The 26459-nt window shown below is 63.1% G+C and carries 40 protein-coding genes; 2 read left to right on the plus strand and 38 right to left on the minus strand.

All coding sequences use genetic code 11. The features are described from left to right. Nucleotides 1-4: 4 nt before the first annotated feature. The 28 genes from C795_RS0100860 to orn all read right to left on the minus strand — a co-directional run bounded on the left by C795_RS0100860 (nucleotide 5) and on the right by orn (nucleotide 20082). Nucleotides 5-535 (minus strand): hypothetical protein, encoded by a 531-nt coding sequence (locus C795_RS0100860; protein ID WP_157486879.1) that lies wholly within the window; start codon nucleotides 533-535, stop codon nucleotides 5-7. A 62-nt stretch (nucleotides 536-597) separates the two neighbouring features. Continuing rightward, nucleotides 598-1713 (minus strand): hypothetical protein, encoded by a 1116-nt coding sequence (locus C795_RS0100865; RefSeq protein ID WP_017791870.1) that lies wholly within the window; start codon nucleotides 1711-1713, stop codon nucleotides 598-600. 19 nt (nucleotides 1714-1732) lie between these two features. After that, on the minus strand, nucleotides 1733-2596 hold the full coding sequence (locus tag C795_RS0100870) for a hypothetical protein (RefSeq protein WP_157486880.1): 864 nt from the start codon (nucleotides 2594-2596) through the stop codon (nucleotides 1733-1735). Further along, on the minus strand, nucleotides 2590-3438 hold the full coding sequence (locus C795_RS17345; protein WP_198008402.1) for a phage distal tail protein: 849 nt from the start codon (nucleotides 3436-3438) through the stop codon (nucleotides 2590-2592). The genes C795_RS0100870 and C795_RS17345 overlap by 7 nt, the downstream gene beginning before the upstream one ends. Next, nucleotides 3435-6566, minus strand: coding sequence for a phage tail protein (locus tag C795_RS17350; protein ID WP_017791873.1), 3132 nt, complete (start codon nucleotides 6564-6566; stop codon nucleotides 3435-3437). The genes C795_RS17345 and C795_RS17350 overlap by 4 nt, the downstream gene beginning before the upstream one ends. A 15-nt stretch (nucleotides 6567-6581) precedes the next feature. Beyond that, the gene (locus tag C795_RS17355) at nucleotides 6582-6818 is read right to left on the minus strand and encodes a hypothetical protein (RefSeq protein ID WP_198008403.1); all 237 of its coding nucleotides are present in this window, start codon (nucleotides 6816-6818) and stop codon (nucleotides 6582-6584) included. 107 nt (nucleotides 6819-6925) lie between these two features. After that, on the minus strand, nucleotides 6926-7363 hold the full coding sequence (locus tag C795_RS14710) for a hypothetical protein (protein WP_017791875.1): 438 nt from the start codon (nucleotides 7361-7363) through the stop codon (nucleotides 6926-6928). An 84-nt stretch (nucleotides 7364-7447) separates the two neighbouring features. Then, nucleotides 7448-8221 (minus strand): hypothetical protein, encoded by a 774-nt coding sequence (locus tag C795_RS0100895; RefSeq protein WP_017791876.1) that lies wholly within the window; start codon nucleotides 8219-8221, stop codon nucleotides 7448-7450. 69 nt (nucleotides 8222-8290) lie between these two features. Next, nucleotides 8291-8710 (minus strand): hypothetical protein, encoded by a 420-nt coding sequence (locus tag C795_RS0100900; protein ID WP_017791877.1) that lies wholly within the window; start codon nucleotides 8708-8710, stop codon nucleotides 8291-8293. Continuing rightward, complete coding sequence (locus C795_RS0100905; RefSeq protein ID WP_017791878.1) at nucleotides 8707-8997, minus strand: HK97 gp10 family phage protein; 291 nt, start codon at nucleotides 8995-8997, stop codon at nucleotides 8707-8709. Before C795_RS0100905 ends, C795_RS0100900 begins: the two co-directional genes overlap by 4 nt. Before the next feature lie 20 nt (nucleotides 8998-9017). Then, nucleotides 9018-9377: a hypothetical protein gene (locus tag C795_RS0100910; protein WP_017791879.1), complete on the minus strand. Its 360-nt coding sequence runs from the start codon at nucleotides 9375-9377 to the stop codon at nucleotides 9018-9020. Then, nucleotides 9377-9739: a hypothetical protein gene (locus C795_RS0100915; RefSeq protein ID WP_017791880.1), complete on the minus strand. Its 363-nt coding sequence runs from the start codon at nucleotides 9737-9739 to the stop codon at nucleotides 9377-9379. The genes C795_RS0100910 and C795_RS0100915 overlap by 1 nt, the downstream gene beginning before the upstream one ends. A 15-nt stretch (nucleotides 9740-9754) precedes the next feature. Then, entirely contained in the window at nucleotides 9755-10141 is a 387-nt protein-coding gene (locus C795_RS0100920; protein ID WP_017791881.1) for a hypothetical protein, read from the minus strand. Further along, a complete protein-coding gene (locus C795_RS0100925; protein ID WP_157486881.1) occupies nucleotides 10141-11055 on the minus strand; it encodes a phage major capsid protein in 915 nt (304 codons plus the stop codon). Before C795_RS0100925 ends, C795_RS0100920 begins: the two co-directional genes overlap by 1 nt. Before the next feature lie 11 nt (nucleotides 11056-11066). Beyond that, entirely contained in the window at nucleotides 11067-11432 is a 366-nt protein-coding gene (locus tag C795_RS0100930) for a capsid cement protein (RefSeq protein ID WP_017791883.1), read from the minus strand. A 2-nt stretch (nucleotides 11433-11434) separates the two neighbouring features. Then, nucleotides 11435-12640, minus strand: coding sequence for a head maturation protease, ClpP-related (locus C795_RS0100935; protein WP_017791884.1), 1206 nt, complete (start codon nucleotides 12638-12640; stop codon nucleotides 11435-11437). Next, nucleotides 12637-14085 carry a phage portal protein family protein gene (locus C795_RS0100940; protein WP_017791885.1) on the minus strand — a complete coding sequence of 483 codons (1449 nt, stop codon included), beginning with the start codon at nucleotides 14083-14085 and terminating at the stop codon, nucleotides 12637-12639. Before C795_RS0100940 ends, C795_RS0100935 begins: the two co-directional genes overlap by 4 nt. A gap of 14 nt (nucleotides 14086-14099) precedes the next feature. After that, complete coding sequence (locus C795_RS16370) at nucleotides 14100-15683, minus strand: hypothetical protein (RefSeq protein WP_157486882.1); 1584 nt, start codon at nucleotides 15681-15683, stop codon at nucleotides 14100-14102. After that, nucleotides 15613-15999, minus strand: coding sequence for a hypothetical protein (locus C795_RS0100950; RefSeq protein ID WP_157486883.1), 387 nt, complete (start codon nucleotides 15997-15999; stop codon nucleotides 15613-15615). The genes C795_RS16370 and C795_RS0100950 overlap by 71 nt, the downstream gene beginning before the upstream one ends. Before the next feature lie 201 nt (nucleotides 16000-16200). Further along, the gene (locus C795_RS0100955) at nucleotides 16201-16434 is read right to left on the minus strand and encodes a hypothetical protein (RefSeq protein WP_017791888.1); all 234 of its coding nucleotides are present in this window, start codon (nucleotides 16432-16434) and stop codon (nucleotides 16201-16203) included. Beyond that, complete coding sequence (locus tag C795_RS16375; protein WP_017791889.1) at nucleotides 16431-16730, minus strand: HNH endonuclease; 300 nt, start codon at nucleotides 16728-16730, stop codon at nucleotides 16431-16433. The genes C795_RS0100955 and C795_RS16375 overlap by 4 nt, the downstream gene beginning before the upstream one ends. 80 nt (nucleotides 16731-16810) lie before the next feature. Beyond that, complete coding sequence (locus C795_RS0100965; protein WP_157486884.1) at nucleotides 16811-17113, minus strand: hypothetical protein; 303 nt, start codon at nucleotides 17111-17113, stop codon at nucleotides 16811-16813. A 247-nt stretch (nucleotides 17114-17360) separates the two neighbouring features. Continuing rightward, entirely contained in the window at nucleotides 17361-17612 is a 252-nt protein-coding gene (locus C795_RS0100970) for a hypothetical protein (RefSeq protein ID WP_232225398.1), read from the minus strand. Between the two features lie 9 nt (nucleotides 17613-17621). Continuing rightward, nucleotides 17622-18236 (minus strand): hypothetical protein, encoded by a 615-nt coding sequence (locus C795_RS0100975; RefSeq protein WP_017791892.1) that lies wholly within the window; start codon nucleotides 18234-18236, stop codon nucleotides 17622-17624. Next, on the minus strand, nucleotides 18233-18700 hold the full coding sequence (locus tag C795_RS17075) for a hypothetical protein (protein WP_198008404.1): 468 nt from the start codon (nucleotides 18698-18700) through the stop codon (nucleotides 18233-18235). Before C795_RS17075 ends, C795_RS0100975 begins: the two co-directional genes overlap by 4 nt. After that, nucleotides 18697-19266 carry a hypothetical protein gene (locus C795_RS0100980; protein ID WP_157486886.1) on the minus strand — a complete coding sequence of 190 codons (570 nt, stop codon included), beginning with the start codon at nucleotides 19264-19266 and terminating at the stop codon, nucleotides 18697-18699. Before C795_RS0100980 ends, C795_RS17075 begins: the two co-directional genes overlap by 4 nt. Then, complete coding sequence (locus tag C795_RS0100985) at nucleotides 19259-19477, minus strand: hypothetical protein (RefSeq protein ID WP_017791894.1); 219 nt, start codon at nucleotides 19475-19477, stop codon at nucleotides 19259-19261. The genes C795_RS0100980 and C795_RS0100985 overlap by 8 nt, the downstream gene beginning before the upstream one ends. Further along, nucleotides 19474-20082, minus strand: a complete 609-nt coding sequence (gene orn, locus C795_RS14725; RefSeq protein WP_017791895.1) for an oligoribonuclease — start codon at nucleotides 20080-20082, stop codon at nucleotides 19474-19476. Before orn ends, C795_RS0100985 begins: the two co-directional genes overlap by 4 nt. 41 nt (nucleotides 20083-20123) lie before the next feature. Between orn and C795_RS0100995 the strand changes: the two genes are divergently transcribed. Next, complete coding sequence (locus C795_RS0100995) at nucleotides 20124-20441, plus strand: hypothetical protein (RefSeq protein WP_017791896.1); 318 nt, start codon at nucleotides 20124-20126, stop codon at nucleotides 20439-20441. 11 nt (nucleotides 20442-20452) lie between these two features. Here the strand turns inward: C795_RS0100995 and C795_RS0101000 are convergent, their stop codons facing one another. The 10 genes from C795_RS0101000 to C795_RS0101045 form a co-directional block, all read right to left on the minus strand. Further along, the gene (locus C795_RS0101000) at nucleotides 20453-21262 is read right to left on the minus strand and encodes a hypothetical protein (RefSeq protein ID WP_017791897.1); all 810 of its coding nucleotides are present in this window, start codon (nucleotides 21260-21262) and stop codon (nucleotides 20453-20455) included. Further along, entirely contained in the window at nucleotides 21255-21596 is a 342-nt protein-coding gene (locus tag C795_RS0101005) for a hypothetical protein (RefSeq protein WP_017791898.1), read from the minus strand. Before C795_RS0101005 ends, C795_RS0101000 begins: the two co-directional genes overlap by 8 nt. 32 nt (nucleotides 21597-21628) lie before the next feature. After that, nucleotides 21629-22015 carry a hypothetical protein gene (locus C795_RS0101010; RefSeq protein WP_017791899.1) on the minus strand — a complete coding sequence of 129 codons (387 nt, stop codon included), beginning with the start codon at nucleotides 22013-22015 and terminating at the stop codon, nucleotides 21629-21631. A 62-nt stretch (nucleotides 22016-22077) separates the two neighbouring features. Further along, nucleotides 22078-22203 (minus strand): hypothetical protein, encoded by a 126-nt coding sequence (locus C795_RS17650; protein WP_017791900.1) that lies wholly within the window; start codon nucleotides 22201-22203, stop codon nucleotides 22078-22080. A 199-nt stretch (nucleotides 22204-22402) separates the two neighbouring features. After that, on the minus strand, nucleotides 22403-22870 hold the full coding sequence (locus C795_RS0101020) for a hypothetical protein (RefSeq protein ID WP_017791901.1): 468 nt from the start codon (nucleotides 22868-22870) through the stop codon (nucleotides 22403-22405). Continuing rightward, a complete protein-coding gene (locus C795_RS0101025) occupies nucleotides 22867-23082 on the minus strand; it encodes a hypothetical protein (RefSeq protein WP_017791902.1) in 216 nt (71 codons plus the stop codon). Before C795_RS0101025 ends, C795_RS0101020 begins: the two co-directional genes overlap by 4 nt. Beyond that, nucleotides 23079-23444, minus strand: coding sequence for a hypothetical protein (locus C795_RS0101030; RefSeq protein ID WP_157486887.1), 366 nt, complete (start codon nucleotides 23442-23444; stop codon nucleotides 23079-23081). The genes C795_RS0101025 and C795_RS0101030 overlap by 4 nt, the downstream gene beginning before the upstream one ends. 34 nt (nucleotides 23445-23478) lie before the next feature. Continuing rightward, on the minus strand, nucleotides 23479-24300 hold the full coding sequence (locus tag C795_RS0101035; RefSeq protein ID WP_017791904.1) for a hypothetical protein: 822 nt from the start codon (nucleotides 24298-24300) through the stop codon (nucleotides 23479-23481). Between the two features lie 327 nt (nucleotides 24301-24627). After that, on the minus strand, nucleotides 24628-25347 hold the full coding sequence (locus C795_RS0101040; RefSeq protein ID WP_017791905.1) for a hypothetical protein: 720 nt from the start codon (nucleotides 25345-25347) through the stop codon (nucleotides 24628-24630). Next, nucleotides 25334-25603: a hypothetical protein gene (locus C795_RS0101045; RefSeq protein WP_017791906.1), complete on the minus strand. Its 270-nt coding sequence runs from the start codon at nucleotides 25601-25603 to the stop codon at nucleotides 25334-25336. The genes C795_RS0101040 and C795_RS0101045 overlap by 14 nt, the downstream gene beginning before the upstream one ends. 88 nt (nucleotides 25604-25691) lie before the next feature. Between C795_RS0101045 and C795_RS0101050 the strand changes: the two genes are divergently transcribed. Then, entirely contained in the window at nucleotides 25692-26345 is a 654-nt protein-coding gene (locus C795_RS0101050) for a hypothetical protein (RefSeq protein WP_017791907.1), read from the plus strand. The last annotated feature ends 114 nt before the right edge of the window (nucleotides 26346-26459 follow it).

Genomic DNA, 26459 nt, shown 5'->3' on the forward strand with positions numbered 1-26459 from the left:
CTCGTTAGCTAGAAAAAACTACATTTGCGGCGACCTGCGGAGCGCCGCCTGACCATGACGCGGTGCCTTGCGCGCCATCGCCGATCCATCCCGTGATCGCCACTTGTACCGCTACCACGACTGGTCCGTCCCCAGCCGCGTTTGAGGCCCGCATCGCGGCGCCACTCGCCCGGCCTGAGACCGTCGTGCTCGCAGCACTCACGCCTTGTCCGAGCGGGACAGCGGGGCCTGCAGTGCCGTTAACTAGCACGCGTGCTGACACGACAGGCCATGCGGCGGCACCGGCTACGGACCAGTTCACCACTACGGACGCCAACGCCATCACCGCCGCCGCAGACTTTCCTACAGGACGCGACACGGTTACCGTTGCTACGGTCTCCCATTGCGTGGTCGGGGTAAACCCGCCACCAACTGACTCTGCGGCCACCGCTACGGGAATCGCAGCAACCACGTTGGCGAGTTGAGCCAGAGCTTCCTCCAGCCTCTTCAGTGATTGCTCCTTCTCGGTACCCGTGGGCCGCTGCACATCAGACACCGATGTCGAGATCTTCTTGAGCGTGCTCGCCAACCTACGTTCAGGCGGCGTATACATCGGCCTTACCATGACGCCTCCCCCGCTACCACAACACCTAGCCAGTCAGAATCGGCGCTGCCAGATACCTCGACGATGCGTCGCTCATACGTGCCATCTGGGATGCCCCAGTGGTCGAAGACATCGATCGTGCACCAATCGCCCGACCGCAGCCCGTTCGAGCTCTCAGCGCGCACATCGAAAGTCCAGTAGTGGATCGGGGCCTGGCCTTCCTCGTAGCGGGCTTGAGCCCACCCGTCGAGTGTCGATTGTCGAGACACCGAAGTATGTGAGGTGTCCCACACCTCGCAGAGCGGGATCCCGGCTGCAACCAGGGCGGAGCCGGTACGCCGGGAGGCCATCACCCGGTCGTCATCTTTTCCGCCCATGAAGATTGCGGTCTGCGCGAGGAACTCGGGCGAGATCTTGAAATCCAGTCCGCGAATATCGGGGTCGTCCCCGCCCGACTGCCAGGCCCGCCAAAATGAAGAGGTGATCTCAGGTTCCGCGTCGGTTCCGGTGATCAGATGGAACGTGAGCCGGTCGCTCTCGTCGATCACCGGCACCCAGTCCCACTCGACCCCGCCCACGACTTCAGCAATTTCCTGTACCGCGTCTTGTACTGGTTTCCCGTCGACGGCAAGATATGTGCGCTCACGAGTGCCTATCCGGTCAGGCATGAACACCGCAGGGATATGCCCGCCCTCGTGATTCATGGCCTGCATGTACAGCCGTTTCATGATCGTCCCGTAGTCAACACCGGTGATCGTTGTGTTGCGTGCTTTGATCGGGAACCCAGTCGCGTCCACGAGCGGCCAGTACCCGACCGGGAGCACGTGCCTGCGCTCGTACAACGACTCAACCCCGGTGCCGGGGAAGGAGATCTTGTGTGCCCCGTCGGTATCGCTTTTCCCCTCGGGTATCCCCAGTACGCCAGCAGCGAGCACCCGTCGCTCTTCGTCGATCACCGACATCACGAACTTACGAGGCACCATGAACTGGTACCAAGACCGGCCCGTATAGCCCGGAATCTCTACCGTGACTTCGTCCGCGCGGCACACCCCCACTGACCATGACGCGGCAGAGTACTCGAGCTCTGAGACGGGCTCGCCCGTCATCGTCTCGTGAAGCAAAACGCGCACGTTGCTCCCTCCCGATCGGCTACGCCAGCACGGCGATCAGCGAAAACGAGGTGAGCTGGTTACTCAACCGCCCCAGGTATACGGCACATGCAGAAGCGGTGATGCTCGCGGCACCCATCTTCACGTCAGCAGACCCAGGCACCGTCGTCTGTGGCGTCACAGTGACCGCTGGCGCGCTCGGAAACAGTCCAGCCGGGAACGATACGGTAACCGATCCCTGAGCCTGCGCCGTACCAGGAATCGCCCCAGTGGTCGCCCAGACGATCGGCACACGCTCCCACGCGCCACCGCGCCGAAGATACTCGCGCCCAGTCGCCAGCACGAACGCACGCGCGCCATCAACTAGGTCTGCAGAGTTCAAATCAGCAACCGCGCGCACGACGAGCACGCCGCCAGCCGCGGCGGTAAACGGGCTCGTGTTCGTCAGCGTCGCCTGCACGATTCCCGTGTTCCCAGAGGCAGACCTAACGGTGCCGAGCTCAACCGCCCCACCAGGGATCGCGGGCTTCGCCGGAACAGCGCCAGGAATACCGATAACGACACCTACAGAAACAGCTTCCTCGCCAGCGCCGACATCAGCCGGCCTTGTGTAAATAACATCTATGCGCGCGTTCGCAGCAGGAGCAGCTCCAACATCAACCGTGACCGGCTCAGTCGCCCCACCGATCAGCACCAGGCGACCCTTCGCACGTACCGCTACATGCGGTGCCACCTGAACCGTCCAGCCCGCTCCCTTCGTCAGCAGATTCGCCGACGACGGAAGCACCCCCGAGCGCGGAATACCGGTACGGTCGCGCAACACGAGCCCCGCAAACGCAGCACCCGTCTCCTCAAAATGCCAGTCGAAATCGTTCGACGGAAAACCCGGAAACTCCATCACCAAGCCCCAATCCTAAAAAACGCAGACAGCAGCGGATCACCCACGCGACCCACCACCTCGAACCGAAACTCGCCCACCTGGCCAGCCGGAATATCGAACCACTCACGAACACGCAACCAACGCGTCATGTCAGCCCCGCCAACCGTTACGCGCCGCGCGCCGCAATCGAACACGACCACATCGCCGTCGTCGACAGCCCACTCAAACCGAAGCCGCCGCCCAGTCGCGATCTCGTAGATCGTGACCTGAGAGAACCCGCCCACGACCTCGAGCGTTGGAGCCATCGAGATCGCGCCAGCGTTCGGCACAATCAACCGACTTGCTTCAGACACCGTGCCGAAGTTCCAGGGCATCCTCTGAGGCAGCCTGACACCTCCAGCAGCAACCGGCATCCCGACCGGACCTACACGCTGCAACGGTCCATACCTACGCGGATCCGGCGCCACCATGTCAACTACAAACTTCGTCCATCTGCGCCCCCGATCAGGGTCCACATCGAGCGTGTCAATCTCTACATACCGCTCCCACACGCCACTCTCTCGAGACGACACCCGCATCGTTCCAGCCCCGGCGGCGAGCGCTGTTTCGAGGTTGTCTCTGATGGTGTGTAGTTCGGTGGTGTTGGTGGCGTAGATGTGGCCTGTGATGGTGATGATGCGTGATTGTCGGAGGATGGTTTTTCGTTTGAAGCTGCCGTGGGCGCCGGGTATTGGGTCGGTGTCGCCGCGTGCTTCTGGTAGGCCGGTCCATCCTTCGAGGTTGGTCCAGATGAGTCCGGTGTCTGGTGTTTGTGCGCCGGACAGTGTTGTGCCGAGGAGTTCTATCCAGAGTGGTTGTTCGTTCACACCAGGGCCTCCTCGATGCTTCGTCCGATTTGTTTGCCCACGATGCGTGGGTCTCGGTCGTACATTTTGATTTCGTTGTTGATGTTGACCTGTTTGGTGGCTGATCCTTGTCCGGTGTTCCGTGCGTCTTGCCCCGGTTCGCCGTTCATAGTGGCGGACATGGTGGCGGTGACGGATGTCATCGCGTCCTCTGCCCGCTTGGCGGCGTGCTGTGCCATGTCGACGAGTGAGTCGCCGAGGCTGTCCGCTTGGGCGTCGACGCCGGCCACTGCGCCGCGCACGATGTCGCGGCCGGGTTGGATCATCTTGCGGGCGGGAGATTTGATTCCGAAGAAGTCCTTGAAGCCGTCGAACGCGCTGGATGCGAGGTCGACGATGGCGTCGAGGACTGCTTGCCCCATGGATGAGAGGCCCTTGATGATTCCCATTACGATGTCGACGCCGAGGCTCAGCCAGTCCACGCTCGCCAGGCCGTCCCAGATTGCTTTCACGATCTGGGGCAGCATGGCGATGATCTGTGGGATCGCTTTCACGAGACCCACGATCAGGGAGAGGACGAGCTGGATGCCGGCCGCGATGAGCTGCGGCAGCATCTGCAGCAGCCCAGCTACGAGCTTGAGCACGAGCGTGATCGCTGCGGTGATGAGCTGCGGCAGCATGTTGATGATGCCCGTGATAAGGGACAGCAGCAGCTGGATGCCTGCCTGGATGATCATCGGCAGATTGCTGATGATGGCTTCGAGGAGACCAGTCACCAGCGTGAGCGCGGCCTCGAGCAGCATCGGCAGGGCGGCAATGAGACCGGTGATGATGGCGGTCAGGAGTTGAACGCCGCCTTCAATGATCATCGGGAGCGCGGTCACGATGGCCGTCAGCATGCCCGCGACGAGCGCCACCGCACCCTCTACCAGGAGGGGAAGCGCGGTCACGATGCCACTGACAAGCGCCGTTACCAGGGCGATTGCGCCCTCGATGATGGCTGGCAGGTTCTCCATGATCGCGGCCATAAGCCCCGACACCAGAGCGACTGCACCGTCTACCAGGAGTGGCACTGCCTGCACCAGCCCCGACACCAGAGCTTCAACGACACCGGTCGCTGCAGCAAGGAACGCTGGGATCTGCGCGTAAATGCCGGCCACGATCTTCGGCACGAACTCCGTGACCTTTGCGATCAGTCCCGGGAGTGCGGCGACGACCTGGTCGATGACCCCCGTGAGACCCTCGACGAGTGCTCCCGCGTCACCGCCCGTAAGAGCGAATGCCGCGAATGCTGCCGTGACGATACCGAGCGGCCCACCCAGCGCCGCAAGCGGGCCGGTCAGCCCACCCAGCATGCCGCCGAGGATCGGCACCTTGGCCAGTACCGCGGCAAGACCGCCAGACCCCAACGCCAAGAATGCCGCCCCCAGCGGCGCGATGAGTTCCTTCAAACCCGAGAACGTTCCCGAGATCTTCCCGACCACATCCTGGAACGGCTGCGGCAGTGTCTGCACGAGCCCCGACACCATCTGCGGGATGGCAGCGACCAGTCCCTTGATGATCTGCTGGATGCGCGGGAGGAGGTTGCCCATCGCGACCCCGACGCTCGAGGCGAGCTGATCCGTGACTCCCGAAATGTCGGCGTCTTCCTTGCCGAGCTCCGCGAGCCAGTTCTTCCACGACGACTTCATCGCGGCGGTCGCGCCCTCGATGGTGGTGGCAGCTTCGAGGGCCGTCGTTCCCGTAATCCCAAGCTCAGTCTGAACTACGTGGATGGCACTGACGACCTCGGAGAAGTTACCGATCGAGTACTTCTGACCAGACAGCTTTTCAGCGTCTGCGAGCAGACGCTCCATCTCGGTTTTGGTGCCGCCGTAACCGAGCTTGAGGTTGTCGAGCATGCCGTAGTTACCGCGCGCGATCGACTGGTACGTCTGCTGGATGGACGCGAGATCGGTGCCCATCTTGTTCGCGTTATCGGACATGTCGATAACGGCACGGTTCGCGAGCTCCGCCGCAGCCTTGGTGTCCCCACCCAGCGACCCGATCAGCGAAGCACTGAAGCTGGTGACCTGCGACATGTACTCATTCGCAGATACGCCAGCGGTCCGGTACGCCTCCGAAGCGTAATTTTGGACGCTCCCTGCAGCGCTCTTGAACAGGGTCTCCACGCCGCCAACAGCCTGCTCCCAGGTCGCATACTCGGCGACAGCAGACTTGATCGTGGAGATTGCGTTCGCGCCAATGATCGCGAACGATGCACCCAGACCTGCAACCGCGACAGTCGCAGCTCCCTGCAGAGCCCCACCCAGGGCCTTGCCCGCGCGTGAGCCCAGATCACGCATGCCTGAGACCAGCGACGACAGACCACTAGCGGCAGCGCCCGGGAGGGCCTGCAGCCCTGCCTTCATCGAGCTCGCAATACCCGGGCCCAGAGAAGCAAACGTCGCCCCCGCAGCCTTAGCTACCGCACCGACGCCAGCCCCGGCAGACGCCGCGCTCGATTTGAAGAGCGTCAGCGCTGATGCCGCTGAACCAAACCCAGTGGTCGATGCTCGCGCAAACCCCGCCTGCGAGGTCGACAGCTGCTGAAAATTATCGCGAACGTTACCGGTAAACCGAGACCACAAGCTGCCACTGCTGGTCGCGGACGTAGCCGCTGCCGACGTAGCGGTGCGCACAGCTTCCTGCGCGCCCTTCAGCCGCGTAGTGGCTGCAGTGACGGTGTCAGTCGCAGCCTTATGCGACCGACGAGCAGAGGCCAGACGCTCCTCGGCGGCTACAGCCGCAGAAGACCCCTCGCCGGACTTCGCGATGGCTTCTTGTAGTTTGACCTCGGCAACACGAACCTTGCCGGCCTCGTCCTGCTGCTTCAAACGGGAACGCGACAACCCGGCCGCTGCGGTCGCAACTTCGCGATTCAGTTTGCGCATCCCGACGGAACCGAGATCGCCAGCCGAGGCACCAAAAGCAGCCTTCACATCGGTGCCAAGGGTGCGGCCAACCTTTCGGCCCGCACCCTTGAAGCCGCCGTCGAACGTCTTCGCGCCAGCCGCCCCGGCCGCCTGCGTGCCTTTCATCACAGCGCCCTTGAAGCCCGTCATCACGGGAAAGATGCTGATGTGGCCAGAGCCTACCTGTGAAGACATGGCACCTCCTTGGGTTTACGAAGCGAACACGATGCCGTCCTCGAGCGCTGCTGTTGCGACGGCGACCTCTTCAGCGGTGGCATCCGACTTTTTACGACGCGGGTTTTCCAGCGCCCACGGCATGACCCGTTGCGACGCAGACTTGTTGGCGATCTGAGCGACGATCCCGATCAGTTCAGGAGTAGTCGCCGGATAGGCCCACCCGGCGAGCTCGGCGCCCAGCACCGTCGATGGGTCTTGCGCGGCTTCCATGATCAGAAGCCGCGCTTCACCCCAGGTGACTGCGCCGCCCAAGTCCGACAGGCCGACAGAGAACGTCTCACGCAGCGTGCGCGCGACCGTCCCGCGGCGCTCTCGGATTAGTTGGACGACGCTTTGGATTCCGGGAACGCGAGCTCCTGCGCGCGCGAGAGCGCCCGGAAGAACTTTTCCGACATGACCGCGACCGGCACGATGCTGCGATCGCTCAGATCGTCCGCTACCTCTTCGCCAGCAAACGTCCGGAGCAAATGCCGGAACTGGTCAATAGGAGTGTCGAAATCTGCTTGCAGCTCGTCGATCATGCTGAGCTTGATCGAGAGCGGGATCTTCACGATCGTGCCGTCACCGAAGCGGCCAATGAAGTTGCCCTCCACGATGATGTACTTGACGTCACTCATCTGGATCAGAGCAGCGTCTTCGGCTTCCTGCGTCCAGCCGTCGAAGTCGTACTCGCTCACTTCAGTGGTGGCTGCCGTATCTGCCGGCTCCTTCGCTGCAGTCGCCTTCTTGGTCTTGGTGGTGCTGGTTGTGGCCATGATGGGCCCCTTTCTTGCGTCTCGGGTTCGGGTGTGAAGCTGGCCGGGGTGACCCGATAACACCCCGGCCAGCAGTCAAGTGAGCTACACGGCCTCGCCGGTAGCCCAGTCAGATCCGTCCCAGTGCGCCTTCATTGAGGTGCCGTAAGCGACGTACTGGCCGGTCGTCCATGCGGCCGTCTGGCCCAGGTTTCCGAGTGCGCGCAGCGCCACGATGGTGGAAGGCACCGCTGCGCTGGCGGGTACGAACGCCCCCGGTGTGCCCGCGGTCACGCCCGTCGGCTGCACCGCAGCGCCAGGGATGGCCGGCCCCCACTGCCAGAACGGCGACCCTTCAAAGAGGTCGTGCTCTTGCCAGGTGAACGTCACCGCGGCACCCTTCACCGACCCGCGCTCAGCCTGGTCCGGCTCGACGGCCGTGATCGATGCCACACCGATCTGCCGCTCCTCGAGCCCACCGCGGTAACGGATCGACGAGAACAGAATGAACCGGTTGTCCGGCAGCGTCGACTTCACCTTGTAGACGCCGTGCTCATCAGGTTCGACACCCTCAATCAGCGACATCACGGTCTTGTCATTCTGAGCAAGCCCAACCGTCAGGCCACGAGTGCCATCACCAGCCAGCTTGTAACCGATCTGGAAGAACTCAATCGCCTCGCCGTCCTCACGAGTCGGCGCTGGCCCGCCGTCCTGCTTGTACAGACCCAGCTTCTTGAACGCGGGCGGCAGCTCAAGCGGTGATGCTCCCAAAGCTGCAGTCGCGATCACATTCTCCGCGGCCAGTGGCGCAAACGCAGCCAATCCGGTGATCGGTACGGCTACGGCCTCGAGGTTATTGCCATGCTCATCAGCAGACATTTGGATGCTCCTTTGAAAAGACGGAAGCCCCGCAACTTGCGGGGCTTCGAATGTTGGTTGTGTGATGGCTCACCAAGAGCCGGTGGCGACGTACTGGGCAGTGATGTATTGCCGAGACACGTCGTGCTCATCGTCGACGGGATACGGCCCGTTGCAGCCGTCCCAAACAACGCTCGCGATCGGGCTCCCCTCCACTTGCGGGAGCGCATCATCGAACAAGATCCCAGCCAGCCAGGTCGCCAGCTCGATCGCCGGGGTGTCGAACATGCGAGTACCTGCAAGCACCGACGCCCCGATGGGACACCCGAATGTCGTCCAGTCAGCCCGAGTCGCCCCGTCACCTCTGACGATGATCAGCGGTCGCGCGAGCGGAGCACGCAGCTTCACCGGCTCCTTGTTACTCACGTCCACATCGACGCCTTCCGCGGCGGCGAGCGCGCGGATGTGGTTGATGAGCCAGAGGTCGACGGTGGGTGGTGAGACTCTCATCGTTTCGTGTTCTTCAGGGCTCGTGCGAGGTTGCCCGTTTTGGCTTCGATGAGGAGGGTTTTTGCGTCTACTCCGATGACGCGGGCGGTGTGGCGGTAGCGTGTGTCCCGCTTCAGGACCATGAGCCCGTCTCGATAGTCGCCCTCATCTACGGGGGCGGTTCTCTTGGCTTCTTGGAGTGCTTCGTTTGCTTTGCTGTCGGTGAGCTTCGCGATGCCCTCGCTCTTCATGATCTCGTCGAAGTATGAGTTGTCGAAGTCGACAATGGTCTGTCCTTTGCGTGCCATCTGGGATCGCTTCCCTCTCGTTATCCGGTGGCGGCGCGGAGTGGGATCTCGCGCGCTGGTTGCCAGCCGGTGAATGGGTTGATGTCGGCGGCTGGTACGCCGTCCACCATGAACGTTGCTGGGCCGGTTTTGCCCTGGCGGATCCGGTCGCCCACTTGCACGTCTGCGTCCGTGTCGGTGAGGTACAGCGACTTCTCTTCGAGCGCTTGTGTCCGCGCCTCGGACGTGACGATCGCGGTCGACGACTGGGCGATGAAAGCGCCGGGGAGTTCGAGCTCGTCCGGGTCATCCCAGTCGCCGGGGATGAAGCTGTTCGAGTACTTGTCCCATACCGGTTTCGGCCGGAGCCGGTACACGGTCACACCAAATTGAAACTCCATCAGTGTCCCTCCGGCCACAGTCTGCTGATCGGTCGATCCGTTGGGAAGCTCCCCAGCGAATGTGTTGGTTTTCTGCGGGCCTGGCAGATCGCCCGCAGCGCGCGGGTTGGGTTGCCTTCGAATGCTGAGCTCACGGTGGAGTAGTCCACTGATGCTGGCCCAATGCGCTGCGCTTTGATGAGCGTTGACCCGCGGGCCAATGTGTCTTTGTAGACGCGTCGGAGTACGGCGAGCGCGTTCTTGCCCTCTTCTGATTCAGCGTCGAGTGACGAGATGCAGGGGGCGATGTCCCGAGCAATGATGAGCACTTCGCGTGCGAGATCCTCATTAGTGCCGACCTGATCATGCGTGATCTGAGTCATCGCCCCCGCCTCTCGTTACTTTGCTGAACTGCTGACGAGCCCAACCGACTGGGCATGCGCGATCCCTTCGGGGGTGAACTCATCGCCCACCACCGCACCCCGGTACGCGTACCGCTCGCCACCAAATACCAGCGGGAGTACCGCTACCGGCCCGATCACCGTGAACACTTCTTTGTCCGCTACGGCGGGCGCGGCGTCGAGCGCGGGCTGCGCGGCGGTGGTGTCCGTGTCCGGCGCTGTCGCGGGCGCCTCAGCAGCCGAAGCCTGGTCTGCTGCCGGTACGGCGCTGGGTGTTTCTGGCGCTGTCGCGGGTGCTGTGTCCGCCACGGCGGGCGCGGTGGAGTTGTCCTCTACCGTGCCCGCGGCTGCCGCTTTCTTGGCGGCAGGTTTCTTGGCAGCCATTAGAGGCCAGTCCCGACGAGCTGGACACCAGCGAGTGCCTCGGTGACGACGGGTACCGTGACGCGGCGACCTCGGAGCTTGTAGCCCTCTGTGTCTTCGTCACGGATTGACTTCACCTCGACGCCGAACGTGCCGGCTGATGCGTATCCCGGGCTGTTCAGCTTCTCGTCGGCCATTCCGCCGAGGTTGTTGCGATCGAGCAGCAGCGGGTTTGAGCCCTTGAAGTGCGGCGTGGTCGCCCATGTCAGGCCGAGCGCGTTGACGGGAGCGTTGCCCTGGATTGCGGTCTCGCCGGACTCTCGCGGGAGTGCCTTGTCGTCGATGAGCATGCCGATGACCTTCGCGTACTGCGCGGGGCGCAGCACGACGGTCTCGAGTTCGAAACCGAGGCCGAGCTCCGCACGCTCGTTCTGGATGGTGATGATGCTCTCGACGGCGGCGCCGGCGCTGTTCCAGGCGTTCGAGTTGAACGTTGACGAGACGCGTGATGCGATCACGGCCATGGAGACGGAGTCCACGTAGCGCACGATCGAGTTGCTGATGCGGAGGATGCCGCGGTCGATCGGGGTGCGGCCCTGGCGTGCGATCTTCTCGTCAGAGATGATCGTGTCCAGGCCCCACTTGTCAGTGCGGGCCGAGGTGATTTCTCCGTCCTCGAGGACCACGAGCGGGAACTCGCCCAGCGGCGAGATCGCTTCCGGGTCACCGTCTGCAAAGACCGGGTCACCGTTCTCGTAGAAGATGCCGCCGCCGGTCGCGTCGAAGCGGCCCTGCAGTAGGTAGTCCGAGATGAACCGCATCTGGGTGATGTCGGCCACGCGCTTCGCGATGAGTGGGGCACTTGAGATGAACAGGTGGAGCTGCTCCTGGGTGAGCTTTCCTGTGGGATGGCTCACTGGGTAAGTAAGAGACACGTCATTTCCTCCTAGATGAACAGGACGTCGATGACGTCGTTGTCGGCGGCCGCAGCTTCGAGAGCGAGACCGATTGGGTTTTCGGTAGCACCGATGGTCTGGGCCTTGCCCGCGGCCGCGGCCGATACCTGGGCGCCGGCTGCGATCGCGCCAGCTGCGGTGAGCTGGTGCACGCCACCGGCCCGCGTGAACACGGTCACGCGCTCGCCGGCCTTCGCGTTGAAACCCGCGACGCCTACGACGGCTGCTGAGTCCGCAGCGGCGGGCCCCACGGTGCGATCACCGGTGACGGCGACGAGTCGACCTCCGGCCACGTCAACCGAAGCGGTGAACGTCACCGCCTGGCCGGGCTTGAACTTGGGCAGGTAGTCAGCCATGGTTAGGCCTCCTTCGTAGTTGAGCCGTACACTGCGTCATACAGTGCGTCATCGGCGCTGGTGAGCGTGTCCGCGTGGCCGACCTCAACCACCGGGACAGCGTTCTTGGGGAACTGATCCAGCAGTGCAGAGGTACCGGCTTCGTCCTTGTCGAGCATTGCCCGCCAAGCGTCAGCACTCTTCGCTGCGATACGACCGTCCTGCAGCGCGGCGCTGATGATGCCAGCGCGGCGTGTGCTGTCGAGCGAGTCCAGCGCAGTACGGCCAGCAGCCGCGTTGCTGCGGAGCTCGTCGTATGCGGCCTGGTCCACGAGGACCGTTCCGGCGGGGATGGCCGCGGCGGGCGCCGCCACTGGTTCGAGCTGTTCCGCGAGTGCCTCATCGAGGGCGGCCAGGACCGTTTCCTCGTTAGCGTCGGCATCGGTCACACCGAGCCGCTCACGGATGCCAGCCTTGAATTCGTCGAACTTCACGACGTTCTCCTTTTGGTTGTGTTGGTCCGGCCCGGTTGAGCTCGGGGTCTTACTGATCTCCGCGCGCGCACCGGCACGACGGCCAGACGCTCGAGCGAAAACGGAGAGGTCAAACTTGGCCTTCGCGGCCGCAGCATCACCGACGCCCTCGACACGGTCGGCGAGCTTCTCGGCGACTGCCTCGTCGGCTGTGAGGAATCGGTCCTTGTCCATCTCGGACAGCCAGTGCTCGACGGAGTCGCCAGATTTCTGGGCGTAGATGGCTGCAATGTTGCGGTCGTAATGCTGCTCGAGTTCATCGGCTACTGCGCGCATGTCGGCAGCATCACCGACCACGAACGACCACGCGTTGTGAATGTAGAGCTCACTGTTCTGCATCATCACCAGCTCGTCAGCTGAGGTCGCGATGAACGATGCCGCCGATGCAGCGACGCCTTCCACGACCGCCACGATCCGTGCTGGATGAGCACGTAGCGCGTTCATGATCGCGATGCCCTCCCACACTTCGCCGCCAGGCGAGTTGATCAGGAGCCGGATCTCGTTTGTCTCTTCCGGTAGCTCGTCGAGCACGCGGGTGAACTCCTTCGCGGAGATCCCCCACCACTCGCCGTAGCTATCGATCGGGTCATACAAGCGCAGCGTCGCCGTGGTTCCGTTCGTCTTCACGCTCGGCAGCTCGGCACGGATGGGGGTGCGCTCGGCGCCTGCGCGCCCAGCTACTCGGAAAGGATTCATGCGGCCTCCTCAGGCTCTGATATCGATGTGCTGTCCACGTCCGGCCCGTCACCAGTAAGGTCTGCACCGGACCGGCGAATCAGCTCGCGCGCTTCCTTCTGAGTGAGCGGCTTCTGGTCGGTCGCGAGATATACCTTCTGCTCGGTTTCAGCGGCGAACCTCGCAGCCGCGGCATCGTCCGATTTGTCGTCGACCGGTGTACCGCCTACCGCTGGTTCTGTCCCGAGTACTGGCAGGCCATACTTCGCCCGCAGGAACTCCTCGAGCTGCGGATCCTTTGACAGCGCACCGCAGTCGATGAGCGATCGAATCGCCTCGGCCGTAATCTGCTGCTGCTCGCCTATGGCGGCCGGCACGATGCGTGGGGCCGGTTCGTTCTCGCCCCAGTTCAGATCAACGAGATCTTCGATGATGTGCTGGTTGGTGACCTCAGCAATATGCTGAGCCACCGCATTCAGCGAGTCCGTGAAGAAGTTCGCGAACGTAGAACCGAGCGCCCACGACCCTGTCTCGGTACCTAGGTTGAGGAAGTGAGCGAGCACCGCGCGAGCGATCTGCTCGTCGTAATACCGAATCGGCTTGTCCGTATCCGGCAGCTTCCCTGATACGCCCACGAATGCCAGTGTCGAACCGTGCGCGAGCGAAGCGCCCGCGGCCTCACCCGCACGAGCGGCCTTCGCGATCTTCAAGTTCTCCGCGATCTGAGTTTCTTGCCACTCCACGATCTCCTCGTAGGTTCCCGTTTCAGGAGGTGGGGCGGCAGTCACAACAGGGATGCCCAGACCGTTTCGCTCAGCGGTAAGCGCCTGAATGCGGAGCACCCGATCTTTCAGGAGCCACATCTTGTACGCCGACCGGAGCAGAGATTCACCGACCCAGTTCGCGCCCTCGCGCTCGTTCACAAACGCTACGAGGCGATCCACCGGGATCTTCACCTCTGGTTTGCCTGACCGGCCATGCTGCTTCAACGCGACCAGGCCACCGTCCGGCGCGACCTCGATGTCCGAGATCGTGCGCGGCGGCCGCCACGACAGCTTGCTCAGATGCGTGCGCCCCGAGGACTGGTCATAGACCTGCTCGAAGAAGCTGTGACCGTACACGAGCTCGAGCAGCGCAAGCCGCAGAAACTCCTTGAACGAGAACCGCCCCTTGCTCCGCAGCGGAGCCGTGAACGGCTCGCCTTTCACCTGCAGCCCGAGATCATCGGCCACGTGCGCAATGACCTCCGGCCTGCATCCGGTCCCGTCGATCATCCAGTCGGTGCGAATGATCGGCAGTGTCACCGCCCGCAAGACTGACTTCACCTGCGGATCTTCGCGACGCATCCGATCGAACACGTCGAGCGACATCGGCCACTGCAGGTCAGGGTTCGTTTCGTGTGTTGCCGCGGTGAGCTTCCCCCACCCCAGGAGACCGTTGTCCGCCTGGTAGCCAATCTCAGCCAAAGCGAGCCTCCTTCTCAGAACCTCGCTGCGTTGAGGTCCAGTTCGTCTCGAGCGACAGCGTCGCGTGTAATGACCGCCGCCTTAGGTGGCGGCGGCTTGGGCTCCGCGCGGGAAGCTTCGGACTTGATCACGCCCCACACCGCCCACGTCACTGACTGGGCATGCGTGATGGGCTTCGATGGATCTGACGGTTCCCAGGTGAAACCCGCGCGGCCGATCGCTCTCGTCGTCGCGAACTCAAACGACCTGCTGACCTCCGGCTGGTCGCGGTGCTTCACCAGCCCGTCGTTCGACAGCTCGATGAAGATCGCGTGCGCCGACGCGATCTCGTCAAGATTCATCGACATGTACTTGACGCCAACACGATCCAGATCGGTGAGGATCGTCGCCGCGTTCTTCGGGTCAACGACCACGAGCGCGTCACCCAGCTCGGCTTTCAACGCCTTCACATCATCGGCGACCCAACGCACCTTCCGGTCTGTCTTGTGGTGCTCGACCGCGATGTGGTCTGAATCGATTCGGATGGCTTTCGAGATCGTGGCGAATCCACCACCACGCCCCAGCGCGATCGCGATCACGCCGCCGTCACCGACCACCGGGAAGTCACCCTTGTGCCGGTCCCAGATCTCGAGGTCCATCTCGGAGAGCTTCACGGCCTCTTCCTCGCGCCGGTTCGGCCAGATCGAGAACCTGAGCCGCTTGACCGCCTCGGGGCCCAGCCGCGAGATCTCGTCTTCGATGGTTTCCCGGTTCAGGCCTGGCCGGTACCCGAGCCCCGGGTTTCCTTGACGCCAGACCTGCGGATCGTTGACATTTATTTTGTCGGCCACGTCGGGGTCTTGTGAACCGTCAGGGTTGAACTCCGCCCACCCGGTGCGCGGATCCGTTCCCTTACGTCCGCGATCGCGCAGCCCCTCGAAGTACTCCGAGTTGTTGAGCTCGTCCGGCACTGTCCCGGTGTACAGCGACTGCGTGTTGTCTACCGACGACATGGTCGGAAGGAGCGCGTCCATCGCTGCCTGAGGCGTCTCCTGAGCCTCATCAACAACGAGCACGTCGACGGTGAACCCGACGCCGGCATTGCGCGAGCGTGCCATGAACAGCAGACGGTTTCCGTTCGCGAGCTCGAAGCCGCGCAGCTGGTTATTGTCCTTGATGCCCCGCTCGCCGTCGAGCATCTCCGCCATCAACAACGGCGATGATGTGATGACCCGCTTGATGCGCCGGAACGCCTCGACTGCGGTCTTCACTTCGTGGGCCGAGTGGAGGATCGTCTTCGGTTCGCCGTCCGCCTTGGGCCACAAGAACAGGTGCGCGAGCTCGAACGGCAGCAGGATGTTGCCCTTGCCGTTCTGGCGGGACACCAGCACCCCGAACTCCGTGCACACCCAACGGCCGGCCAGGTCGATCGAGAAGATCGCATCGAGGGTTAGGTCCTGCCACGGGTCACCGTGCAGCCCCGCGATCGTGGCCAGATCGATCGCATCACCGGCTAGCGAGCCCGTGCGCTCTGGGATGGTGAGGAGACTAGGCTCCTGCCGCCCGAACAGCTTCTCGTTTTTCGCGCTCTGCCCGGGCAGCAGCAAGCTGGTCTGCAAGCGTGACCCCCTTCGTCGGAGATGAAGCTTCCTTGAGCGCCGCGATCTCGCGGATGATCTCCCGCTGCTCGCGCAGCTGCAGGTACGCCCGCGCTGGATCCGATGAGAGCAAGCCCTTCACGAGCGTGCGCGACTGCTGCAGCATCTCCTCGAGCAGCTCGATCTGTGACAGATCTTCACCCGATGGAGGCTCCACAGGATCCGCTGAGGCACTCTTCGGGGCCTCGCGCTGGATCTGCTTCTCGCGTCTCACCTCAGCCGAGTTGGAACGCTCTCGCGAGTCCTCCCGCTTAGCGTCACGGCATGCATTGCACACCTGCGTTTTCTCCCGAAGGTGCCGTCGATACGCCGCGTATGTCCCACACGGAGACTTCGGACGCGCCATATCGCACCCCCAATTCCCCCCAATTCGCACCCCCAGCAATTCGCACGGGGGGATCGATGCCAGTTTCGCGCGGGAGGTTGGCATGACCGGGGTGCCTCTGTATTTTATTGAGGCCCCCATGCGGACGCCGGATCAGGCGATCCGGTCCTCTTCCGGCAGTGTCAGAGCGCAGAGCACGGTGACAGCGGAGAGCTCTTCAAACCGTGCGTGCTTGCGCATTGAAGGCGTTGCGTACACCGGGCCGATCCAACCGCGTGCCGCGCTGCTCGAGCGCGGCGTCACGATGATCGCTGGCTTCAAGCACGGGTAGGCCATGAGGTAGTCGCGGCCGTCAGCTTTGTCGGTGGCCATCAGGATGGTCTTCATGTTGCCTCCCATATCTCGACAGTGGCAGCATCGCCTTTGTCTCGGTTGCACTTTCGATGGAACGGATGGAGTTCTTGACGCACGAGATCTCCACCGTTGGTGATCGCCACCGGGTGGTCGGCGGTGAAGCTCATCTTGTCGGTGTACGGCAGCGTGGTATCGATCGGCTGACCGCACCCGTAGTGACTCCTCCACCCACAGGGAAGGTTCTCGTCCGCGGTGCGACGCTTCAACGCCGCTTGCTTGCGCCGGTACACCCGATGGCCTTTGCCGTTCCTGATCTGCCTACTCGACATCTAGACACCTCCGCACGCGCTCAAGTGAGAACGACGAAGCCCCGCGGCCGAAAGGCTACGGGGCTTCAGGACTGTTCGATCTAGTTGCGCGCTGCGCGCTGTTTCTTCTTGACCTTGCCGTTGGGCTTGAGCGTGTAGGTGATCACCTGGCCGCCAGGGGCAAAGGCTCCGAGAATCAATAGGATTAGCGGCACGATGAACGCTGTCAGCAGCCCGATCACGATGAGGAAGATCAACCCGCCGCAGCCCCACTGGTTCTTGCGGTAAACGACGACCTGAGTCTCGTCTGCGTACCGGATCTCCATGCCACCCTGCAGTGACTGATCGAAGATCTTCGCGAGGTTCTTATTGCTCGGGCGCACAGCCCCAGTAGGTACGTTCATGCCAGCCACGCTACCGGAACTTGTCCGCGTAATAAGGTTCCCGCACTCGCACCCAATGACCATGTGTGGCGTAACCGCCTCGTGCCGATGTTGACGATGCGGTGCGGGAAATCTGAGATGGGTGTCCCCCGGCTCGCTCTAGGCGCTGCCGGGGGCTCTCCCCGGAAAGCAGTAAGGCCAGACTCCCCTGCCGGGTGTCTGGCCTATTCCTGCATTTGAAACATTAGGGGGTGACAACACTCACTGGTCAAGACCAACCCTCAACCGGCGTGTCGCCCAACTCTCTGCGGATTCGATACTGATGCGCCGGGTTCGCATCAAGACGACGCCGCAGCTCCGCGAGCAGCAAATCCTCCCGGATAATCCGACGCCCCTCGTCATCCCACCCGGCAGCCATACCTTCTCGCACCCACCGCTTAATCGACCGCACTGACCTCTCGGCCCGCGCGGCCGCGCCCCGGTAGGTGTACCAGGTCGCGGCCGTAGCCATCTCAGCCATCCATCCCCCTCAGAACTTCCGCTCGGCGCCGCATCGCTCACACTTCAACGACTGGATCTCGCCCGTCGCGCTGTACACCGGCACCACCCCATGCTTCAAACACCTTGGACACTTATGCCGGTGCTGACGCTGCGGCACTGCCGCCGGCCCCCGTTCCTGACGCGCACTCGCCGCAACGATGGCGGCCACGAGCTCGTCGACCGGCACCGAGTACTCCTTGTTGATCGCGAGCGGGAATGCGTGCTCGATCAGGTACCGCGTCACCTCGACTACGTCCGAGTAGATCCGGTCCTCGTCGATGCTTTTGAATCCGACTACGGCGAACTCTGCCGAACCTGGAATGAGCCACTGCCGGTCGATCGCATCAGGCAGCTCCCGCCAGTTCTGAGACCGCTGCGCATAGTCGATCGCGAGCGCGCAGACCATTCCCCAGAGTGCGTCTGCGGCATCGATCGGTTCGACGTTCAGCGGCGCGATGGTTTTCTCCGTCGAGCCCGATACCCGCGGCTCGCTGCTTGGTTGTAGCGATGGCACGACCTCTTCACGTATCGCCAGGATCAGTGTTGGCACATCACCGAGTGCGCGCTTCAGCCAGTCAATGCGGTCGAAGGTATCGAAGCTCATGTGTCCTCCTCGGCGGCGAGCGCTGCTGGGTGTTTGGTGGTGGTTGGTCGTTGGCTGCCGGTGGTGTTGTAGTCGGTGTCATCGAGGGTCCAGAGTTCTTGGGAGTCGTTGTCGAAGACTTCGGTGTGGCCGCACCATCCGCATCTGGTGGCGTGGAATTGGATGGTGGCTGTTGCTGGGGTGTATCTGGTGTGTGGTGTTTGGTAGGTGGTGCCCCAGGGTGCTTTGTATGGATGTCGTGTGGTGGTTTCGATGACTTCACCTTGTGATGGGTGGCGGCTGCCGGTGGCCCAATGTGGGCGTTGGTCGGTGCCGCATCCTTCGCATGTTGGTTGGTCTCCGTGGAAGTCCGCGCTGGTGCGGATGTGCTCCTGCCAGTTGTCCCAGCTGACGACGTCGCCGTCCCACCGCGTTGGTAGCGGTGGGAACGACGACGGTGAGCCGAGGAGGTGGAGCTGCGTCATGTTCGCGGCGGTGAGATTCTCGAGAGAACGCGAGCGCGCCGCTGCGACCACGTGAGCTGCCCCAACCCCATCCCTGCGAAGCGTGACATTAGTTCGCCTGGTTCCTGGTGCGCGAATTCCTTCCTGAATAACTGCTTTAGGAAGTCCCGCTGCCAGGGGTGAATACCCACCCGGTCAAACTGGATTCGCTCCGCGAGGTCGTCCAGCTCCCGGTGTGCGCGCGCAGTGAAGAACTCTCCCACCGCGGCGCTGTGCCCCATCGGGTCGCCCTTGTACTTAACTGCGATGAGATCCAGCTGGTACCGCTCGCTACCCAGGTACTCATGCCACTGCGCCACCCATGCTTCACCGACGCGAGCCACACTCTCCGCTGCAGCGGTGATCGCGTCCAGTACGGTAGCTGCCATCACGCCGAAATGGTTGATCGCCCTGCCAATGCCTACCTGCACCTCGTCCCAGTTAATCCCCTGCAACGCCTGCACCTGCGCACGAGTTCGACGCCGCCTGCCGCGGACCTTCATGCGAGGGAAGTGCTCCCGCGTGCGCGGCCTCTGACCGCTACTCACGAGGAGCCCCCTCCACGTCAGGGTGAACCATCTTCGCCAACGCGATCGCGGTCTCATCCGATACGTGAGAGGTCAACCTCGAGCCGTTACGCAACCTGCGCCGCTGCCGCACCGTCTTCACCCGCGCACGCTCCACCGCACGCTCCTGCTCGTGCTCTGCAGCCGCTTTACGCTGCGCCGCCACCTCACCGGGATTCGGGATCTTGGTCATCGAGTCATTCCTTCCCCGGCGGCGAGCGCCGCTGTGTCGTTGGTAGTGGGTGTGAGTAGGCCGGCTGCGCGGTAGTGGCGTAGCTCGGCGATCGATTCGCGAATGTCTGCGAGCGCACGATGCTTCATGTCTTTCGGCGGTGCGGTCTCAAGTACGTGCGGCGCCCAGCGTCGTGCGAGCTCCTTCACCGTGGAGACATCGATCGACCGGTAGTGGAGCGCCTGATCGTTGAGCGTCGGCATCCACAGCTCGAGGAAGCCACGATCGAAGCTCACGTTGCTGCCAGCCACCGGTGCGTCCAGTGCGCGGTGCTCGGCGACGAACTCGAGCAAGCGCTGTTCGATCTCCACGATGCTCGACGCCGACGACGTGACCGCGAGATCCGCGATCAACCCCGACCTGGTGTGCATCTGGAGCACCGCCTTGTCCATCATCGACACCGCAAGCGCACGATCCTGATGCACCACCTCCGAGAAGTGCGCGACCTCGTTCAGCTCCGCATCAGTGATGACGGCCGCTACCTCGAGGATCAGATCCTGATCACGATCCAACCCCGTCGTCTCAATATCGATCCAAGCGATCGGTCCAGCATTAAGTTCCTGCATAGTTAGTTCTGCCTTTCTGCGGCGATCACCGAGGAGTTCGAGTGCACCCGAACTTCGGCATGTGGGATGGTGAGAGCATGAAGATCCTGATTGCCCTCATGTACGTCGTGGCCGCCGTGTTTCCCTACCTCGGAGCACGAAGCCTCTGGAAGCAAGCCAGCCGTGACTCCAGAGTTATTCGAGAGGCCAAAGGCACTGCCAACGGTGAAGGTGTCTCCTACGACGAAGTTCAGGCTGCGATGAGCGTGCTCGTTCCTGGGATTAAAGAAGGTGGAGATTCCTCCGGAAGGGACCTCTGGCTGATTGGCGGCGGTCTCGCATTTGGCGCGCTCGCAAGCATCTTGTCGCTGTTCATGTAGCGCTTCTCGAATCAAGACGTTTCACCCCGGATTGTGAGCCGAGCCAAAGCAGCCTGAACACCCGGGAACAACTCCGACACCACACTCGGCTCGAACCGCTCCCAGCCGCCCGCCACTCGCCGACACACGATCTCCTCGTCATCACGCGCAGCAAGGGGGCCAAGCCGCACCATGAGCGACTCAGGCGACGGGTAACAACTGGTCCACGGCCCTTCCTCGCCCTCAGTGCGAAGCGCGTACTCGAGTGCACCGTCATTAAGCCAGGCAGCGCGGTTCTCTACGGCAGCGCGGGCAGTGTCTCGCCCGTACTGCATCGCCTCGGTGTATTGCAGCGGATAGTCCTCGGGTGAATCCACTGCGGCTTCGTCATACACACGGGCGTTCACCTCTGCGAGCGCCGTTTCGTCAATGACCGCATGGTTTCCTGACGCCGGGGAATCATCCCCGCTGTCTCCCTGTACAGCGACAAGGATCTCCTCCACCTGATGCATCGCATGGTCTGTGTCACAATCAAACACTCGACCGCACACGCACTTAGCGCCGATACCGCGCCACGGATCACGTAGATGCTCCTGCCGCGCAGCGAACGCCGCATACTTTCCAGCCTGATCGTCGCTCTGGGCTCCTGGTGTGCGCAGCTCCGCCTCAAAGTGCTGTCGCAGCTCCGGAAGTGCCGCGACAATGGTGTCTCGCGCATCCCGGTAGAAGCTCACAGCTTCTCGGTCGTTCGTTGCTCCCTTCTGAACAGCGGCAAGCACTGCTTCCTTTAGGTGTTGGCTCCCCTGCACGATCTGTTCGGCGGTCTTTGCTGTTTCAGTCATCGTCATGCTCCTTCGCTTCGTCATCGCTTATCTCTTCACTCATGTGGTGATGCCCACACAGCGGCCAGATCTGCCCGCACCACGAGCACTGCGGCCCGTTGCCTTCCATGTCGAACATCGGCTGGGCAGCACTCGCACCGAATCGCTCAGCAAAGTTCACGATCCAATCGGCCATGAACTCGGCACGCTCTCGGTCTGGTACGTCGAGCTCGGCCATCACCCGATCTACGAACACACGAGCTGCTTTGAACTCGGGCGGCTTCGACATCAACGGGCGGCTTCCTCCCGTTGCGATCAAGATCCCGTCGAACTCACTCGGCTTCTTGTCATTCACTTCGTCCTCCTTCGTTGATAGACCGGGTAGCCCTAGAGCAGCCCGAAATCGAAAGTTCCCTGCACTTCGACGGGTGCACCGTCGCGCGTTGGATACTCCACCGGGCCCGACGTCACCGGGAAGGTGCGAGCCTCCCTAGAACGCGTCTGCGCGGATGACACTTCACCCAGATAGCGGGTGTGCACGCTCGCATTCCCATCAGGGACGATCCACACCACCGGAGACCCCCACCACACCTCGATCGACAGCTGAGCTCCCAGCACCGTCATCGCAGACGTGCCCACGATCCGCCCGTCCTCGAGCTGCGCCGTCTTCCACGCAGCTTGTTCACACCGTTCACCGATGTACACAGCACCATGCGTTTCCAGGAACTCCTGTTCGCGTCTGTTGATGCTCGTCACGCTCGCATCAGTAGCCACGAACCCTGACTCCCCTAGTCCGTGCTCGCACCGAATCTCTTGGGCTGTGGCCCATGTCTCACTCACTGCGCACGCGCCTTTACAAGACGGCTGCGCACCACATGCTCAAGCCACAGCAACGCAACCCCGGCGGCGAGCGCGGCGGTTGTGAGGGTGGTGATGGTGGTGAGGTCGATGGTGTTGGTCATGGTGTCGTCTCCTGGTGGGGCCGTTATTCGTCGTCTGGTGGTGTGGTGGGCCAGGCTTTGCCGCAGTTGCAGCGGTGCCAGTACTTTGTGTGGCCTGGGAAGTCGGTGCAGAGGTGCACCATCGTTCGTTTGCCGTTGTGGGTGCATCTGCCTGGTAGTGCTGCGGTGCATCCGTTGTGGGGTCGTGGTTTCGGTGTGCTCATAGCCGGAAGGGGTTCGCGTCGCGGCGGCTGGTGAGGTAGATCTCGTCGAATGCGATCAGGGCGTCCACGATCTCGTCCGGGGTGTGCCGGTCGGTGGGTGGTGGGCAGGGGGTGAGTTGTGCTTCGTCGTCCTGCAGGTACCAGCCGTAGCCCGGCCCGTACGGTGCGACCCGGAAGATGGGGATCTCGGCGGGCTCGTCCCAGGAGTTCACCATGTAGCCGAGGACCGTCGCGATCGCTGGGTTAGCATGCACCCAGCCGTGCTCGCCCGTCGTGCCCGACCCCGTCAACGTGACCAGGTTCGAGGGGGCATGCTTGCCGCCGCGTGAACGCAGCTGCCGGTGATGCGTAGACGACCCCATCGGGCCCGACTGCACCGGGACACTCGACCAGGCCGATCGATCCATGTCGCGACCCGCGCACTCCGCGTAGCCGTCCGCCTGAGCCCACATCGTCGCGGTCACAGCAGCTCATCCTTTGACACCCGCAGCGCTTCGCGCAGATCATGACGGCCGTGCCGCTCCATCACACGCTGCAAGCTCTCAAGCTTCATGCCCAGCTGGACAGCAATCGTGAGCGGATGAGTGCCAAACGTCAGCAGCCACTCCGTCTCCGAGATGACCGTCTCACCAGGCATGCGAACGTGACCGCCCTTGGTCGCAACCGCGGTACTCACGATGCCTCGTCCAATGAAGTCACGAGACGACGCACCGCACGAGCCGCGGCATCTGCCGGCAGCCCCGTCACCTGCACCATCACCGTCGCAGTCGTCCCGTCAAGCAGTTCCTGCAGGTGCTCCGCTTCGCCTTCGTGTCGCACCGCGGTGTCCCGTGCCCGATCTAGCTGGCCCGTCAAGCACTCCACCTGGTCTGCGAGCGCTGCGGCCTCGGCGCGCTCAGGCCAGCCCGGGCGTTCAACCCGGCGACGCAGTACACCCGCCAGATACACCTCGAGCGTCTGGGCATGCTGTGCCGCCTCAGCCTCGAGTGCGGTGATATGCTCCGCGCCCATATCGAGCGTCACCGTCATCGTGGTCATCGCCATAGTCCTGCCCTTTCAAAAGTTGTGTTCGTCATGTGTGATCGACCCGGCCTTCCGCGTCGATGAACTCCACCGGGTCTTCCGCCGGCCCCGCGCCCATCAGCGCTGCCGCGGCCGCCGCCTCGAGCGCGTTCATCTCGGTATCGATCGCCTGTACAGCCATCGATCCGAGTACTCCGCCCTGAGCCGCCGCCTGCTGACGTGCCGCCCGCAGCTCCGCATAGCGTTGATGGCGTAGCCGTGCCGTGCCGCAGTCCCTGCAGTTCAGTTGCTCCGGAGGTCCACCCAGATGCACCGAACAGAACGAAGACGGGGGAAGCCTCACCGGGCCAGGAGGTATCGAAGCTTGAGATGTAGATGGGTAGGTTCCGGAGAGCCTCGCCCGCTCGCTCTCGCTCACGCCCGCACGCTCGCCCCCGCTCGCCCACTCGCCCGCTCCCGCTCTCTCCCCACTGCCCGGAAATCTTCCGGAAGGCGATACGGGCGCCGGTTTCGGTGGTGCCGGGAGGCGCGATTCGCCCTCCCGTGAGACGTGTGGCCAGCGGGCAATCACCTGGAACAGCTCCGGCTCCGGGCCCGACTGGTCCGGGTTCGGGTAGATCGTCAGCCACTTCGCGTCGTCGAGCATCAACATGTAGTTCTCGATGTCGTCCAGGCTCGGCCACCAGCCCGTCGTGTCCGGGCTCGGGAACGCGTTCGATCGGATCAGATGCAGATTCACTGGCCCGCGCCCCTCGGGGTCCGCCATCATCCGCAGCGCCGTCGCGAGATGCCGCACCGCCGGAGGCTGCACCACCAGGCGCGGATCCTTCCAGTCCTCGTGCGGCAGCTGCCTCTGCCGATTGATGTACATACGGGGCAATCCCTTCAATGAAAATGTCGATAGCACGGTTGACGAGATCCGCAGTCGGCGTGCGGAAGGTCTCGGTCCAGCCGCGGCCGCCCGGTAGCACGTCGCGGGCGTCCTCCCACGACGCGAACGCGGGCGCGAGCTCAGCGCGAGCGATCGCGAGAATCGAGCGTTCCTCGATCGCGAGCGTGCCGCGGCGCAGCCACACGATGCGCGCGCCCTGCTCCACGAACCGGCGCAGTCGAGACATCTTCCAGGCGCGGCCGTACTTCACGATCCCGTGCTCAGGCCACCAGACCATGTACGTCATGGCGATCGGGTTGATGGTGCTCATGCGCGGGCCTCCGCACCCAGCTGCAGCTTCCACGCATCACCGAGAGCTGCGACCGCGGCCTCCACCTGAGTCGAGGCCGCGACCACCCGCTTGTGCTGGTCGACCACGACGAACATCGTGCGGATCTGCGGGCCCGAAATGTCCTCGATCTCGCTGGCGACCACCACCACACCATGCGCGCTTGGCGTCGATGCCTGAGCCACCGTGACCGGTGCCGAGCCGTGCTGCAGCGCGGTCTCTGCGGTGGTGCCCGCGGCGCCGGCCTGTGCGACGGCGGTCGCGCGCTTGCGGGCTGCCGTCACGCGACGGCCCGCGGCCGCGGCGCCGTTGCAGCCGATCCGGTCCGCGAGCTGCGCGTTCGTCGCGCCAGCGTAAACGCGAGCGAGCAGTTCCGCATCCTGCTCCGCGATGCTCATGTCCTGCCACTCCGTCATGGCCGGAGCATCCTCGACTGCAGCAGCCTCGGCCACGGGAGCTACCTCCGCGGCAGGTGCCTGCGCTGCAGGTGCCGCGCTCGTGGAGTCGAGTGCGAGCAGCTCGGCGCCACGAGCACCGGCTTTGTACGCGCGCTGGAAACGCATGTCGATGCGGTAGTTCCGCAGCACTTCCCAGCACTGCATGTGCTCTGCGGGGCAGTCCTTCGTGGTGCACCCTTCGCGGCCGCCCTCGACGGTGCCGTGGGGGAAGTCATCCCTCAAACGCTCAAGCGGATTCATCGCGCACCTCCACTGAAAGTGACGTAAGCGACGAGGCCGCGACCGAACGCTGCGAGCGCTCGGCGTATGCCGCCACGGCGGTCAGCAGCATGACGAGCACCCCCGGCAGAAGCGAGACGCCCAGCCACAGCGGCGGGAGCGCCGCCAGCAGGCCGGTGAACGCCGCTAGTGGCGGCATGGTCGCGAGCATGCACAGGATCCGCCATGCGGCGGTGATCGCCGTGGCTCGCCGCCGGGTGATCTTGATGTGAGTCATACATTGGGTGTCCGTCCTGAAAGTTGGTGTGCAGTAGCTGAGCCAGGCCGCAGCATGGCGTGAACAGTGGATTGGCTAGAGTGCTGGCATGACTATTTGGGCCACTGATCCGGACCTCGACCTCACAGCGATCCTGAGCGTGTCCATCGCAGCAGCCACCCTCGTTGTGGTGCTGATCCAAGAGCGCAGGCATCGCCGCCGCGCGCAACCAGCCGTATGGGAGTCATCGGTCATTGGAACGGTCGGCGAGCCAGATGTTGCCTCGCCAAACCTCTTCGTGTCTCTGTCCCAACACGGCTCAGAAACCATTCGACTACTCGGCTGCCTGACATATGAGTGCAAACCCTTGCTCAGCAAAGAGCTCCGGATCAAGAGCTTCGTGTTTCGAACCGGCGACACTGTCAACTTGGAATTCGAATGCGCCGACCCCGAGAAGGCCTGGCTGCGCATCACATGGATTTCGCTTGACGACACCTCAAAGGTGCTTACCGAGTGGATCCCCCTCATGAACACAGGCCCACTGAGTGACAAACGGTGGAAACAGATTCAAGAAGAACCCAAACAACGCTGGTGGCAGAAAGTGCGACTGCCAGAGCACGTGCTACTGAGGCGAGTGGGCCCCGATCACCAGCCGTGGCGCAAAGTAGCAGCAACGAAGAAACGGAGAGCACGAATGGAAATACTTGGCGCAGAAATTCGGGAAGCAGAAACCAATTCAGCGTCAGGAGCGCTAGGGCACTAACTATCAGGACCCAACTCGGCCTGATCCTTCTCACTTGTGCCTCGTCGATCTGCTTGGCGATGCTTCTCGCGACTTCTTCCGGTTCCCGGTCATGGAACTTCACGTCAAGACTCA

The sequence above is a fragment of the Leucobacter salsicius M1-8 genome (genome assembly GCF_000350525.1).
Lineage (GTDB): Bacteria > Actinomycetota > Actinomycetes > Actinomycetales > Microbacteriaceae > Leucobacter > Leucobacter salsicius.